Consider the following 15956-nt stretch of genomic DNA (forward strand, 5'->3'; position numbering starts at 1 on the left):
AGATTTAATGGGATATCATTATTAATATAATATTTATATTTGCGAAAATAAAGTAAATTATTATAATACCAAACAAACTGCAGAAAGGTGATGCAACAAATAACAAAGGTAATACTCTCGAGCTTAATTTGTAACACTTTACTGTGGTATGATCACATGCTCTTTGGTCACCTGATAAGCATAATCGGCGGTGTATTTTTCCCCTCAGATGATCAATTGGTTAGCATACTGAAGGCTTTTGGAGTATTTGCAGTGAGTTTCTTAATGAGACCCATCGGCGCTGCCATATTTGGCCATATTGGTGATAAACATGGAAGAAGGGTTGCTCTATTGCTCTCTATTGTATTAATGACTCTATCTACTGTCTTAATCGCTTTTGTTCCTGGATATCAAAAAATCGGAATACTAGCATCAATACTGGTGGTATGTTTAAGGTTATTACAAGGTATATCTCTTGGGGGAGAGGCAGGAAATGCACCATTTTTAATAGAGCACGCTCCTGAAAACAAAAGAGGATTTTTTGGCAGCATTGAAGTATTAAGTGCAATTCTTGGTTCAATATTGAGTCTTACAGCAGTACTTATATGCAAGAAAGTATCTGATTTTGAATCTTGGGGGTGGCGTTTACCCTTTATTTTTAGCTTAGCAATGGGATTAATCAGCATATATACAAGATATATACTTGATGAGAGCCCAGAGTATAAAAAACAGGAAGATCCACCTCAATTACCATTAAAAGAGTTACTGAAAAGCTATAAAAAACCTTTTTTGATATCAGTAGGAATCGACATAGTTGAAAATTCATCTCTTTATATATATCTAGTATTTTTCAATGTTCTTACATCAAAAGTAAATACTCATTTTAACCACACAGTGGAAATATTGAGTCAAATTGCGCTCGGGGGATTGACTATATTGTTTGCAATACTCTCTGATAAGGTAGGAAGGGAAAAAGTAATGAAATTTGCATTCGTGGCTTTTATAGTAGTGAGCTATCCAGTTTTTTTAATAATACTAAGTGGTGATAACCTGCTAACTATAGTGGCACACATTCTTTTTATAATCCCGATAGCTGCATCGCTTGGTCCTGTCAGTGCATTTATGTGTGAATTATTTCCAACAAAGGTGCGGTACAGCGGGTTCGGTTTATCAAGAAATATAGCTGCTGGATTTTTTGGTGGCCTTGCACCATTCATATGTACAACAATCATCAAGGTTACGGGGCAAGAAACCTCAGCAAGCTTTTACATGATTTTCTGTGCATTGATTGGGCTGGTTGCCATATCGCAAATTAAGGAACTGCGGTCAACCTTTAGATATAAGCGTTAAAAAATTTACTAAGCAAGGAGAAAAGGCAAAAGAAACCCTAGTCAATATGCTCTTTTTCTAATAGTAGAAACATAATGGAAAAAGTAGAAAGGAGATGTGAATGCCAGCAGCATATAAGTTGCGATTTAAAGAAAGAGGCAATGCAAGCATTGGATGAAGGGGAGAGAAGAGTTTGTAGCCAAAAGGTTTAAAGTTGGAAAAACAACATTAAACCTGCTGCAAAAGTCTAATCAACTTTCTTTGATTTATTTGCTGTATCTATTGCATGGCCAATCTCATCTTGTAAGTCATCATGGTCATTGGTTTCATCATGATTTAATCCTCCAATCCTACTTTCTAACTCTAGCTTAATTATAGTATTGATTTTATCTATGCTATCAAGAAAGCTTTTACATTCTTCATCGCTATATTCTTCACCGGATGCTTTTTTTTCAATAAACAGGTTCTTAAACTCTGCTAGATCAGAACTCCGGTCGGTATTTAGTACCACATTTCTCTCTATGAAGCTAAGATCCGATAATAATAAACTCACCTCGAGTAAATCTTCACTTTTCATGTTTGCAAGGTTATCAAGATTATCTAAAATGCTAAACATCTTGAGTTCTTCCTGAGCAATTTCCCGATCCTCCTTGTCAAACTCAGATAATAGTTCTCCATTATCTGCAAGTTTCTCACTAAGGGCTTTGTTGAGTTTTAAAAGATTAATATCATCCTGCTTAGTGTTATCCAACAATAAATCTACCCTTGCTCTACGCGCACTTAAAACGTCATCATAGTCATTTAACTTTATGTTACCCTCTTTATCCTGGCGCAGTTTATAATAACCAAAACCTTTGAAGTTTCTTTTACTAGCTTTCATTATTCTTCCCATCCTCATTTCTTTTTATCGATGCACCCAGACAGTTCTCACCTTGGTGTAAATCTAGCACATTTGATTGATTATTGATCATCTTCATCACTATACCTCTCAGGTTTTCTTTTGCGCCCTATAGTGTGATCATGAAGCTTCTCTAAGAATTCTCGCCTATGCGATTTCGCTCTATAGAGTAAATTATGGTTGTAACTATGCTTCCCTATAGAATCAACACCATGTTCCCAAGTAAACTTCATGGCATCTTCTATTGTATAGCCTAAATGTGATCCCACATATCCTTTATAATAATCTAAATATCTACCAATTCTTCTGTGCGTAATATCTTCTTTGTCAACTCCAAATGCCTTGTAAATTTTTTCCTCAAGCTTATCGACATCATTTTCAGGTGATGTCGCAAATTTTGTTGCTTCTATGGTAGCACCTACAAGCTTGCGTGGCACGTCAATAGCATGTTTCAGCACACCACCAACTCTTGGTATCTTACTTAGTAAATTAGCTGTACCTCCAGCCAGTCGATTAGGGAGCCCAGTAGCAAAGTTACCAATAGCATCTAATTTCCCACCAAAATTATCCTGTAACTTATGCTTTAACTCCCCTACTATACCAGCTAAAGGAGATGCTGCATACATACTAGATATGCTGTAAACACTATAGCCTTTACCTACGATATTTGGGCCCATTCGTTGTACAAACTCACGTAAGGAGAACATTAAGAATGAAAGCAAGAACAATACAAAAATTTCTCCTGCATTAATTAAATAACCTCTCTGTATGTCTTGCACTCTTTGATAGTCGCTATTTTCTTGATAATTTTTGCAATCCTCGCAATCCTTACCTTTACATGTTTGACAATACCCACTGTTGGGATCCCTATATAAGTTATGAAGTTTCCGTACTTCACAATTTTGTTGTTCTACTACCGTCTTCACCAAAGACTTTATGTCATTTATTACTTCTCTATAGCTGTTGCATCTATCTATATCTTGACAGCGTTTTTTTACTATTTTACTAATACTATCGCCACCTATCTTTTTTTCTATACTGTTAATCAATACCAAGATATCAGCCTTTTCTGATGCATGCAATAAACTGTTTGCCAAGCGTACTAGATCTTTCTCACTTTTACTACAACCACTACTAACCACTATATCACTTTCTGCTATATAATGATCTGCTGGATTATCTTTAGTGCCAGGCATTGGATTAAAGAAAGGATAATCTATATAACGAAAACCCTTTTCATTGTAATCTGGTGGAAGGGGGATATACCCAGCACCACCAGTAAATTTTATTGTACCACCTTCTCTACTTAGTTTTTCTATACCTTCTATATCTTTATCTATATTCAGCGGAGAAGCTTTTCCAATAGTGTAAGGCACAAAAATTTGCCCTGGAGTCCAACCAAAGTACGGATGATCAACGATACAAAAACCACCAAACATCCATTCTGGAGCACAGAGCCTTATCTCAAGCCATTTATTGTAGCATACAGTGAAACCTAGCTGCCTATAAAAGGTATTCATTATCATTGCAGCCAATAATGACAGCAGGGCAAATATCATAATCGATTGCAAACAGAAACTAATACAGAATTTTATCCAACCGTCAAACAAACTTTTCAGCGGTGAAAATAGGATGGAAATTAGAAAAAGTGGCATTATAGCTATAAGAAAAGCTATACCTACAAAACCAGAAAGGAATATTATGTAAGCATATAAACATAGCAGGAAATATAAAACGATCCCTATAAAAATTGCTGGTATCATAAGTAGGCTTGCCCACATTTGGTAATGCAAAAACGCTGCAAACTTTTTCCAGACAGAATAAGCAAAAAACTTATTGAACATGTCCCCTATGAAGCTAAACAATTTTACACGAGCTTCATCTCCCTGAACAGTGCTTCCGGTGTTCATGTTGGGAGCAAAATTAGTAATTATATTTATCAACTGTTCAAGGCCTTTAACAAACAAAACAAGAAAATGATCATAGAAAAATCTGAAACTTCCAGGAGATATAAGCATTATTACTAAAGTGATTTTCATCATCCTGATGAGCATGTCATGCTTAGTCTCTCGTACCATACCAAAAAGATAAAGAAGCGATGAAATCATCATAAATAAAACAAGCAAAGAAAGAACAAAGTTGTGAAAACTCGTGCTCTTTTCAGCTATGTTTTGAAACATAGCTTGAGCAGCTGCAGGATCGTTACTATCAAAATGCTCTTTGCAGTTTTCATTAATCAACAACACACATTTTAGGTAGTGATAAATATAATTGAAAATTTCAAGTCTGCCTGGCTCCTGCACCCCTCCTAGGAACTCAAAGGAATAACCGCCTGCGTTATCTAAGTAATATCTGTCTAATATTTTTACATATATTTTCCATCCCTTGTCTAATTTTACCGTCTTACAGTTTCTGTCTTTTAATTTATTGTTATTTTTTTCTAGAGTAAAAAGACCACTTCCATCTTCTGCTATGGAATCGTAACCTAGGTGTATAGTAGGAGATTGAGGATTACGCATAGATTTCAGACTTTCGTTAGGGTTGTTATCACCCGGCCTTTTAAACAGAAAGTAAGCACCATGACCGTTGGTAAACCAACATGGAGTGCCACGTGACACTGCACTCTCACCACTGTCCTCATCAACGTACTCGCAACTCACGGTGCAACTTGTGCTGAAGTTACTTGAAAGTTTTTGTATACTAGATTTATAATCATTGCAAACTAAGTGAAAGTCAGGCAAACTATTATCACCTTGCTTGCCTTCAAATTTGATTGCATATTTCAGTTGCTCCAAATCTTGCAAGCTGTAACTGCTTTTAGATCCTCTCCTATTATTACTACTCCAAGATGTCCATGCACCATTGACTCGCACTTTCAAGTCATCTCCATTAGTTTCGAGTCCGGTATCTTTCCACTTCACTACTTGGTTAGAGTGAAAACCATTATTAAATTCTCCAGTTTCAGGGTCAATAATTTCCCCATCTTCTGGGATAAAAGCATCATGATTGTCTGGAAAATGAGCACTTACTGCAACAGGTTCAGGACCGAAATAGTCAGCAGATATACACCTTGGAAAAGGCATATCATTCTTGTCACAACCTGTTATCAGCACGTAAGCTGCAAGAAGTAGTAACCTAAACCAAAATTTGCCTAAGTGTAACTGCATATCTAAATCTTTTCCGAATATAGAATAAAACTTTACTTAAAATATCTTTTTAATTAGTTACTACATAACAACCATACTTCTCCTTCTTAATCTTCTTTCTTATCTTTAGCATCATCTATCCTTGTCCTTATATTTTTTAACACTTCTTTTTTTTGTAGTGCGCCTTTTTTCTTTTCGTTTGGTGGGCTTGATTGTTTATCCTTGCCTACAGATTGCTTAGATTTAACCTCAAGTTCTGTTCGATCTTTGCTTATCATGCTCTTGACATGCGATATCATGCCTTGAGTTTTGTTATCAAGTCCAACAGCTGATAGTATAGATTGCGATGCACTACCAGCAGCATCTCTAACGCCATACATAATTCCCCAACCAGCACCGAATATTGCTTGTGCCATAGTTCCTGATACATCAATAAAAGCTTCCATTGCACCAGCAATAATGAGATATATAAACGCTTGAATTAGGTCTATAGGTAATGCTGCAAAGTACCCGCCAGCCTTTTCTCCGGTACTAAGTGCAACATCAACGCTGGTGCCAGGATTGTATCCAAGAGGTAATATCGATTTCATAAGGCAAAAATCATATGATAAGAAATTTATACTAATCAAACATTGATAGCATGCAGAAAAGTTTGTGAGGTTATATAAAACTGAATACATTAACTGATTTAAAATAGATAAAGATGATAGTAAAATGACTGGTTGTATTGCAACATGGGCCAACGTTTTTATCCAGTTCTCAAACAGGGATTTAGTCTGTTGAAATAAAATAAATACAATAAATAAAGGCGTTAACGATAACAAAAACGCCACTAGAATGGTAGATATAACATATCTAAACGTAGCGCTAATAATGCATTTTAAGAACATAAAACTAGCATGAAGTATTATCAAAAAAGCGATAAAACCGAAAGGGCCAGCGAACATTAATGATAAAAACTTCAGCCATGTTTCTCCTGTAAACAATACTCCCGCTGTTAAGTCCAAGAACGCAAATTTTCTACCTTTTTCTCCCACATAGCCAGAAAAACTATCAACCAAATAAGTGCTGCCATCCACAAAAAACTTGGATAAAGTTACACCAAAGAGTTCCCAGCTTTTATCACTAAAGACAAAAGCTATAAATGCTATCTTCATCACCCGTACAATAAAGTCAAATTTACTTAGCTGTAATGTTCCAAGCATATAGCCAACAACAGTAAATATAATATATAGAGTAAGTAAAGCTCTTACTCCTTGAAGAAGACCTTTTGCATACCCTTTGTACGACTCTTCAATGCTGTTCCCAATGATTTCTTTTCTTATAAAATCAAAGACCATCTCTACATTTGATGAAATAAAATCGTTAATTTTTCTTTTTACAAATAAAGTCACAATATACTTATTATTTTCATAATATTTACCTTCTTTATCTGTAATATCTTCTTTCTCTACATTACTTACATCGACACCAAAATATATCTTTTTAGGTTTATCATTTTCCAAATGACTTCCATCTATTTTATAATATTTTATATTATCCTCTATTACTGAAGTTAATTCCGATACCTTCTTGAAATCAGTGAGTTTATCTTCTGGCAAGCTATCACCTAGATACATATAAAGCTTTTCACCCTTAGTATACTCACACGATCTAGTTACTTTAACATGATACCCACCTCTATTACGGTAATAATAACCATAGTCTGCAATAGCAAGCATCACACTGCTACCAGACGCTACATTTTTTACTTCATAATTACTATTCAATTCCAGAGAAAAATCGGAAAAATCCTTGGAATTACCACTAATTTTCGAACATGCATTACCTTTCCTTTTTCCTTTTTCTGGAAGACACTGAGTACCTTCAGCAGTATCTTTCATATCTTCACGCTCGCTTTCAGAAATATTTGTATCACCTGGATCGCTTATTTTCGCGACAAGAGCTTCAGCCCATGAGATATCTTTAGTATTTGGTATAACAACGTCAATTGATCCAGAATCCTCTCTAACCCCCTCAATCTTCTTACTAATCTCTTTAAGGTGAGAATACATGTCACATTTGCCGTTTTCATTATCATATTTTTTGTATCTTACAGAAGAAACACAGTTCCGCTCTCCTGCTTGATCTGACTTATAGTTCCAAATACCCCTATTGGTATAGCATATATTTTGATAGTAACAGTTAAGCTCATAAGAGCTGTACTTCCTTATTTCGTTAAGATCACAATGTTTTTCTTCGCATAGTCGATCCAATCCTATTTTAGCTTGCCGCAAATCTAATAATGAACCATTCATCCATGGACTTTCATCTTTAACATAACCTTTATTAAAATGCACCTTATTATCATAAGGAGTGTAGCCGTTACCGACTAGCACCATGCTTTTCTTTGCCTTATCAAGAGGTAAAAATTTTACTTTATTTCTCTTTCCATCCTGACCATCACAAAAAAATTCTTTCCCTTCCTTTTCGCTAATACTCAGTATTTCGCTTACTGGCACTTTTTCATCTCCTTTTTCAGTTCTGTAACAATTGTCATCAAAGCTGATTTTATCTGTTAGGTTATCATAATCAATTATCATTTCTCTGGGAACCAAGCTGAAGCTTAACTTATCACCGGGATCCACTTTAATTCCAGTATCGATATAACGTCTCCTACTATAGGCTTCTTCGCTCCCAAATCCTCTACCACCGCACAGTTCGTCTCCACTTATGTCTTTTTCGTCAATACCGTAATTATTAGACACATTGTTAATATTTGCAGCTTTACTATAATTTGGAATTGAACCATCAGCGCAAAATACAGCAGGTACAAGCACTTTCCTTGGATTTTTACCTTCCTTAAGGGGGCAAAAATTTACTGATCCACCGAGGGTGAATTTGATTTCCTCCTCTTTACTAATTACCTGGCCAGAATCAACCCAATAGATCTTAGCCTCTTTATCTTTACGAACTGGAACGTCTACGTTAATGCTAGTATTCCTGCTTTGCAACCCAGGCTCAACACAATCCATGTTACAACCAGTGATTGTGAGATATATTATTAATAACAGTGATCTTTTATTCATTGTCGCGTACCTGGCTGTGGTACCTGAGGTGTTGACCTTTGAGGTACTTGAGGTCCTTGTCTTGTCGTACCCGATTGTTGAGGAGCACCTACTGCTCGTCTTTGAGTGCTGTCCTGATCCAATCCTACTGTTCCCATTAAGCTTTGTTGATATTGTTGTCCAGGTTCGCTTTGCACATAAGTACCAAACAAGTTATCAGATATTCGCGAGGAAGCCTCAACTAAAGCTTTCATAGCGTGAACCAAGATAACAAAAGCCATTATAGCAGTAATATTAGGCGCATGCTTGGAAGCATACCCATAAATGATACAAGGGTTAAAGATTTTTAGATTGATACTAAGTATGCACGTAGAACAGACTTCAAAATCAAACACTGAATATACGATATAATCCATAGCTTGACTTATCAGCGATATAAAAATTAGAAGCACTACTGGATGGATTGCAAACCTTGCCAAATTTTTGACCCAGCTATGAAACATCTGCCTAGTATATGCAAACAAAAGGCAAATGATAAAAATAGGAGCTAAAGAAAGCAATAACGCAACTATTGCTATGGATGTAATAAAAGAAAATAGAACATTACAAATGGACAGGACTACTGTTATTAAACCCCAAATCACCAAGCAAAAGGATACAAAGCCTAAAGGACCAGAAAATATCAAAGATACTATTAACAATACCGAATTTGGTGATAAAAATCTATTTAACGGCAAATCAAGAAACTCAAAAACATTTGATGTTGTGCCTCTGAAGTTTGATATTTCTATAAGCTGTTTCGTAGTGTTGACAAAAATAGAAAATGCATTGTTATAAAAGAAATCCCAGCTGTTATCCTGCAATAGTTGGACAATGACTCCTATTTTCACGCATACAATTAAAAACTCATATATAGAAACATGAGTTAAACCAAAAAAGTAATAAAGTGTATACAAAACTATATATAACACTAGCAATGATACTATTGTAGATCTAATAGTGTTTGTTCTGTTTGATTTTATAAAACTTTCGTAGAGAGACTTTACAGGACTAGTATCAGAGTGAATCGCGTCAGTGTCTTTGTAGCTAGAGCCAAAAAATGCGGTTTTTACTTTTTCATCAAAGAAACTATATATCGCACTAAAAGTTTTTATAGGTGGCTTTCTGGTCGTTAGGTTAATGCTAAACTGACCTTCGTTGTCCTTATAGTTACAGCCATAATTTCTTACCCCATAATATATGGTACCATTTTTGTCCTTTAACTTTTCTTTTAAGCCTTCCATGTACTTAGTATCGTGAACTCTGCTTATGTCCACAGGTATATCCCCCTGGCTTTCATCAGGGTCATGCTCGGGAAGTTTATCAGAAACGCGTATGTATAAACTCTTTTTTAGGTCATCCTTAGGGGATTCATCAGAAATGCTGGTGTGTGAGCTGTTTTTTAGGCTAAAAACTCTTGTTACTCTTATGTTGTAGCCGCCCTTGCCACCATTCCTCAATTCAAATGCTAATTTCATGCCTTCACCGTAGTTGTTTTGCAGTTCATGATCATAGTTAGTGCGTATGCCATCATTTCTCACATGTTCAAGATCTTCTCCTTCCACTTCTTCCACTGACACCTTTAAAGAAGGAATATAAGTTTTTATCTTTTTTTCCATAATCTCTTTAATAATTTCGCTTGCCTTGTCGTTAACAACAGTTAAACCATCAATAAGGCACCCTTGTTTAGGGCAAGCTTCACCTAGTCTGTTAGCTAAGTCACCATCATCTATAGTATTAGACTCTATCTGAACACAATTTTGACTACGGTCATAACACATGTTTTTACACGCAAGATTTAGAATATATGTATCTATCTTATTTTTCTGATTGCTTGAAAGCTTGCTGCAGTCTATATTTTCTCTTTGCTTTATAGAGTTGATAATATTTGTAATTTCAGTTCCCTTTTCATCTTGATCTGATTTTGAAAAATCCTGACTCCAATACTCTTTTCCATGCAACAACTGTACTGTTCCTACAATACACTTGTTAGGACATATTGTGTACTGACTTTCTCCATCTCCCAACACCTGACATTCATTTTGATTTAAAACATGTGCAAAATACTCTTTTTCTTTGTCGCTGCATTTGTCATCAATACTTACATACCTGATTTTCTCGTTTTCCTTATCTTTACACACTTTACTTCCAATAACACTAAAGTTTATTGAGTCACCAGCTTTAAGTGCAAATGGCAATTTAACAACAATAGGGTCCTCTCCAGATCGAATTGCAAAATCTGCATGCTGCCCAGGGCAAAAATTAACTTTGCTAGGTACTATACTAATTTCTGTTACTTTTACTACATCTGAAATTTGAACACCAGAATCGACCCACTTCTGTTGTGTTGAAACTACGTCCAATTTTTCGCGCAAGTTTGATAGACTCTCTGGCTTGATACAGCGCTCCTCGCAGCCGGACAACAAAAAGAATGTTACTATTAATAAAAGCTTACGCATGTCCTACCTAAGCTTTGATTACTTAAACATTTAACATCCATTACTAACCTTTACGTGTTTCCAATACCACCAGTATTTCCAGAGTTACCACCTCCAGGAGTTTCTTCAGCAGATTTAACATCTTCAGAACTACCACTGTCAGAGGATGACTTATTAGGCTCTTCATTAATATTCATGTTTCTCTTAGCTTCCTCAGCATCTTTAGCAGCTCCAGCAGCATCTCCAGATTGAGCTTTGCCAATCGCTCCAGCAATAGCCTTAGCTGCAGAGAAAGCCTTGGACATCATGTTTTTAGGTGTAGCACCAGAGCCGAGTGCCCCTCTTGGATTACCAGCAAGCTCTGCAGCCATACTAGGAAGAATATCCAAGAAGTGATAAAATAGGAATAATATTAAAGCTAACTTTAGTAATTCTCCAAGCACAGAATCACTAAACTTAACATATGCAAAGTCAATCAGACCAAGTAGCACGCTCTTCTCCCATTTATAGTTTTGCAGCATGCATGCTAAAGTATTTGGGTTGCTAGCGCATTCTCCTTCTTTCAACTTAAACCAATATGTTTTTTTGCCTAATACTGTAACTGGCTCTTCCTCAAAATGCAGACCTCTATAAAAGATTTTATCGCATGCTATAAACATAAAAGATAGAAATGCAAAAACCATAACCGGGTATAAGCTATAGGTGATCAATTCCTTTAGCCACCCATCAAAGTACCCCTTGGTATGTTGGAATAAAACCATAGGAATAAACAGAGGCGATAAGATGATAATTACACTGAGAGCAACTAGAGATAAGATAAACACATAGCACATCCACAAAACAACCATCATCATCATGACAGCCATGAATATACAGACAAGAGCTACTAAAATCTGTCCACCAGCGAAAATGATACCGATTATCGAACCTGCTACTAACAAAATAGGAGCAGCACCAAGTAAAACAGCCAATACTCCTACACTCCCAGTACCAATTTTGCCAGCAATTCCGTCCAAAGGGGCACCCAAATAAAATAAAAGCCTACAATCAAGCCTATCCCAAGGTGCAAGGTAGCTGTATTTTCCGTATTTCTCTGCTTTATAGTCACATATACCTCTACTTTCAGATGATGCTTTCAATACTATTTCCGACAAGCCATTTGAAAGTTTCGTTAATTCTCCATAATAATAAGACATGGCATTACCTGTTGTGAAGTAAACCACTAAAGCAAATTTAATGATTAATATGTACATTTCTTGTGGACTACGCACTCCACCAGACATGGCTTTTATAGAGAACAGTATCAAAGCTAAAACCAAAACAGCAGTTATGGTGTTTTTCAGCCTCTTTTGTGCCACAGACAGGAAACTACCCTTGCTATGTCCACCTTCGTCCTTAAGTTGGTTGCCACTTGAATCAATACCTGCCACTAAATTGTCCAGCGACTCCTTAATGCATTGCACTATCATAGAAGTCACAGGAACAGGAGCTAATGATTTACTTCCCGCTTGATTGTAGCAAGCTTCAGAAACATATGAGCTAAAACAGCCTTTATTGTCGTAACCTACGAAAATTTTCCCTTCTTCTTCCCTTTCCCTTATCAGAGTTTTGTAATCTTTACCTTCATTTCCTTTCTTGTTAAGAAGAACTTTCAGAGTGTCATTGTCTACAACATCTCCACCATACTCAGTTTTAAATTTCATCTTAGACTCATCACACATAGGAGCCATTGGGTCAGGTGGCAATTCTGTACAACCTATATTAACTCCCTGTGGCCAAGGAGTCATTGAAATGCCAAGTACGCTAACACTTTCTAACTCCACACACAACCTACCCATTTTTCTTACTGCTTTGAATGACGAACTATGTATGGTTTCTCTTTGTCCTGCTTTAAGAACTTTACATTCTAGGTTGCCATCAACTTTTGGTGACCATGACCCATCTACATATCCAGTGTCTTTTTCTCTAACATCAAAATCTATGTATCCGGATTCCCCTCTGAAATTAAAGTCATTCGTCTTAAAAAGATTACCGAACGTTAAAGGGTTTCGATGACATACTTCTATATATTCACTGTATTGTACACTATTTTTGGGCCAGTAATAACTATCTGCATCTTTATCAAATATGGAACCCAAAATACCCCTTCCTATTTTTTTACCTTCTTCTGTTGACTTATTTATTTCATCGAAGCATTGAAAGTAATCTTCTTCTTTTTGGTAATTCTTATCAGTGCACTTTGAATATTTTGAGTTTTCTGGTTTCGAGAATCCAAAATCTTTGTATTTTCCATCATGATCCCGTGCAACTGGATGCCTAACGAAACTATGTTCACAAACAACAAGTCCTCCTATTGCCTTCCAAACTCCAACAATCGCGGCTATCACTCCAACAATAACAAGAGCAGTAAACAAACCAAGAGAAGAGACGATTAAAACAATACCAGTAAATATTGCACCAACAGCAATCGCTATTCCAGCAAGTGCTGCAGCCGTTTTAAATGCTCCACAGTCAGGATTAGAAGCACGGCTAAAGCTGCCAGTGGAATTAAACCTACTGACAAATTCCGTCTTACCAGCACTACCTACTTCCTCTGCAAGTGCTGGGTACGATAGTAAAAAATCTATATTTAACAAAAATATTGCAATTAGTAGCAGTGACAGTTTAGTCTTAAACATTTTTTACCTTCTGATAGAATATAGGTAACCATACTTTCGGGTCATCTCCGACTTCTTTTAAGATATCATGTAACAATAGAACACTTTCCGCACGTCCAGATAACACGTTGATTATATTATCTAAGTCTTTTAAGTCTATTCTGGCTACCACAGCATTCACTCCTTGTTTTACCAAAAAAAATCTAGTACTTGGATCCGTGTGCTTGATCAGTATGTACTCACGTTCACTCAACATAAAAACATCCCGGTAGACACTGGTAGCTTTTAGATTTGGCAAAAAAATCTGTGTTGCTGTTTGCTGTACAAGTGTATCACTAATAGCACTCTTACTTGCATCTTCAACACTCTGGGTCGCAAAAATCACAAAAGCATTTAACTTCCTTAGCACCTTTAACCAGTCCTTTATCTTAGGTGCAAAAACTGGATTATCTATTAATGCCCATGCCTCATCAAGCACAATAATAGATGGGGTACCATCAAGAGATATACTAATCCTATGAAACAAATAAATCAAGACCGGTCCAAGAGCAACGGGATCCTTAAGCAAGCTAGCCATTTCAAAGCCAAACACCCTAGCTTTTGAAAAATCTAACAAATCCTCTTTATTGTCAAATATTGCAGCATGAGAGCCATCACCATGCCACATAGATATTGCTCCAGCGAGAGTATCAGGACCCGCAAGTCCTAAAAACGGTACAAGATTTCTTAGAAATCTATCTTCTTTCCTCAATTTAAAATTTCCTTCAATTGAATCATTAATTCGAGCAATATCTTCTGAAGTGAATTTATCGTTGTATACCGAGATCAAAGATTTTATCCACTCCATTAAAAATGTTCTATTATCAGGAGTATCATCAAGTTGCAGAGGATTAAAATTTGTTTTAGTTCTTGGTTCTATCAAAGTATAAATACCACCAAGTGCCCTTAAGAAAATTTCCGCACCACGATCTTTATCAAAAAAGAATATCCTTGGAGAAAATTTCATTGCTTGAGCACATAAGAAATTCATCAAAACAGTTTTACCAGCACCAGTTGGTCCAATTATCATAGTATGTCCAACATCTCTTATATGGAAATTGAAGAAAAATGGAGTGCCAGATGTCGTGTCAAAAACTGTCACAGCATCTCCCCAGTGGTTATTGAACTTATTACCAGTAGGATAATTATGTTGAGACGCAAAGCCAGCCAAATTAAGACTACTTATCGTACCCTTTCTTACTATATAGTCAAAATTACCGGGAATTTGTGCCCAAAATGCCGGTTCAAGGTTAACCCTCTCACGAACAGGGTAAACGCCGCAATTAGAAAGCTCTGATTCCGCTAACGACAGAGCATTATCCAATGATTTAGGACTTTTTTCCATACATAATATGGTTAAATGATGTTCACCGAATGCTATCTTACCACTCATTGCACCATCAAGCGCATGGGAGATTTCTGCTATTTGAGAAATGGCTTTATCTGCGGATTGTATCATCCGATTTTGCTGTATCTGCATTTTCGCAATAGCCATTTGCCTATTTGTAAATTGGAAAGACTGCGTAATAATAAATTCATGGTCGAGCTGTAAAAATGTATCGAGCATTCCTGCAGAAGTATTATTTCCATACTCTTTGATACTAATTATTCCAGCGTATTTACTCTCATTATGAGTTACGACCTGTACCGTCTTACGGCCAAAAAACAATCTATGTACTGGTAAGTATCTCGATATCCCGGTTGTCAGAGGAAAAAGTGTGTTTGTCACAAAGCCACAATTTACAATTCTAGATAAAAACTCCATGATTTCACAAAACAGACCATTGGGAGTTTCTTTTACCCCAAGAATTTTAGGCGAATAATTTCTAAGGTTTGTTACTACACGATTTGTTGTTTCCTCCAAATCTTCATAAGTGGCACGCATATCGCTTTCCCAAGCATGTTTTGAAGTTACATGTCCGAATTTTTTTAGTAGATGTGATAGAAATTCTACTCCTTTTGTATCTGCTCTGCGAATAATTGTAATGTATAGATCATTAATGAATGATTGCCTTGCTGCGTGTTTTTCTCTCCATTTTAAATTTACATGATTAGCAAAAAAGTTTGGCAATCTTTGACTTGCGAATTCATCAGAAAAAATGTTTTTCTTACGCCTAATGGTGTGGAAATATAAACTAAATGCCGGGGATGAAATGCTTCTCAGCATCTGATTTCTGATGTTGTTTTGTATTACCAGATCTTCATCATCGGCTGTTTCAAACGCAAAGCCATTTAATTTTATAAACTTAACTAACCAATTTTGTTTTGTTACCAAAGTTGTACTATTCCAATAGCAAGAATAAGGAATGAATTCAGCAGCGTGAACTTCCCTGCTTAGAATAGATTTATTCTTGGATTGAATAGGTCTAAATCTCAGCATTGCA

General features: G+C 36.2%; 7 protein-coding genes. 1 reads left to right on the plus strand and 6 read right to left on the minus strand.

From position 1 onward, the window contains the following. Window positions 1–90: 90 nt before the first annotated feature. Window positions 91–1329, plus strand: a complete 1239-nt coding sequence (locus HF196_RS01230) for an MFS transporter (protein WP_168455464.1) — start codon at window positions 91–93, stop codon at window positions 1327–1329. A 226-nt stretch (window positions 1330–1555) separates the two neighbouring features. On the opposite strand, the gene HF196_RS01235 is transcribed toward HF196_RS01230, so the two are convergent. The 6 genes from HF196_RS01235 to HF196_RS01260 form a co-directional block, all read right to left on the minus strand. After that, complete coding sequence (locus HF196_RS01235) at window positions 1556–2188, minus strand: WD_0853 family protein (protein ID WP_174855503.1); 633 nt, start codon at window positions 2186–2188, stop codon at window positions 1556–1558. Window positions 2189–2268: 80 nt separating this feature from the next. Then, window positions 2269–5373 (minus strand): TrbL/VirB6 family protein, encoded by a 3105-nt coding sequence (locus HF196_RS01240; RefSeq protein ID WP_168455465.1) that lies wholly within the window; start codon window positions 5371–5373, stop codon window positions 2269–2271. An 86-nt stretch (window positions 5374–5459) separates the two neighbouring features. After that, complete coding sequence (locus HF196_RS01245) at window positions 5460–8420, minus strand: TrbL/VirB6 family protein (RefSeq protein ID WP_168455466.1); 2961 nt, start codon at window positions 8418–8420, stop codon at window positions 5460–5462. Then, complete coding sequence (locus tag HF196_RS01250) at window positions 8417–10897, minus strand: TrbL/VirB6 family protein (RefSeq protein WP_168455467.1); 2481 nt, start codon at window positions 10895–10897, stop codon at window positions 8417–8419. Before HF196_RS01250 ends, HF196_RS01245 begins: the two co-directional genes overlap by 4 nt. Window positions 10898–10947: 50 nt before the next feature. Further along, the gene (locus tag HF196_RS01255) at window positions 10948–13554 is read right to left on the minus strand and encodes a TrbL/VirB6 family protein (RefSeq protein WP_168455468.1); all 2607 of its coding nucleotides are present in this window, start codon (window positions 13552–13554) and stop codon (window positions 10948–10950) included. Continuing rightward, window positions 13547–15952: a VirB4 family type IV secretion/conjugal transfer ATPase gene (locus tag HF196_RS01260; protein WP_168455469.1), complete on the minus strand. Its 2406-nt coding sequence runs from the start codon at window positions 15950–15952 to the stop codon at window positions 13547–13549. Before HF196_RS01260 ends, HF196_RS01255 begins: the two co-directional genes overlap by 8 nt. Window positions 15953–15956: the final 4 nt, after the last annotated feature.

Origin of the sequence: Wolbachia endosymbiont of Ctenocephalides felis wCfeJ (genome assembly GCF_012277315.1) — a bacterium.
GTDB lineage: Bacteria > Pseudomonadota > Alphaproteobacteria > Rickettsiales > Anaplasmataceae > Wolbachia.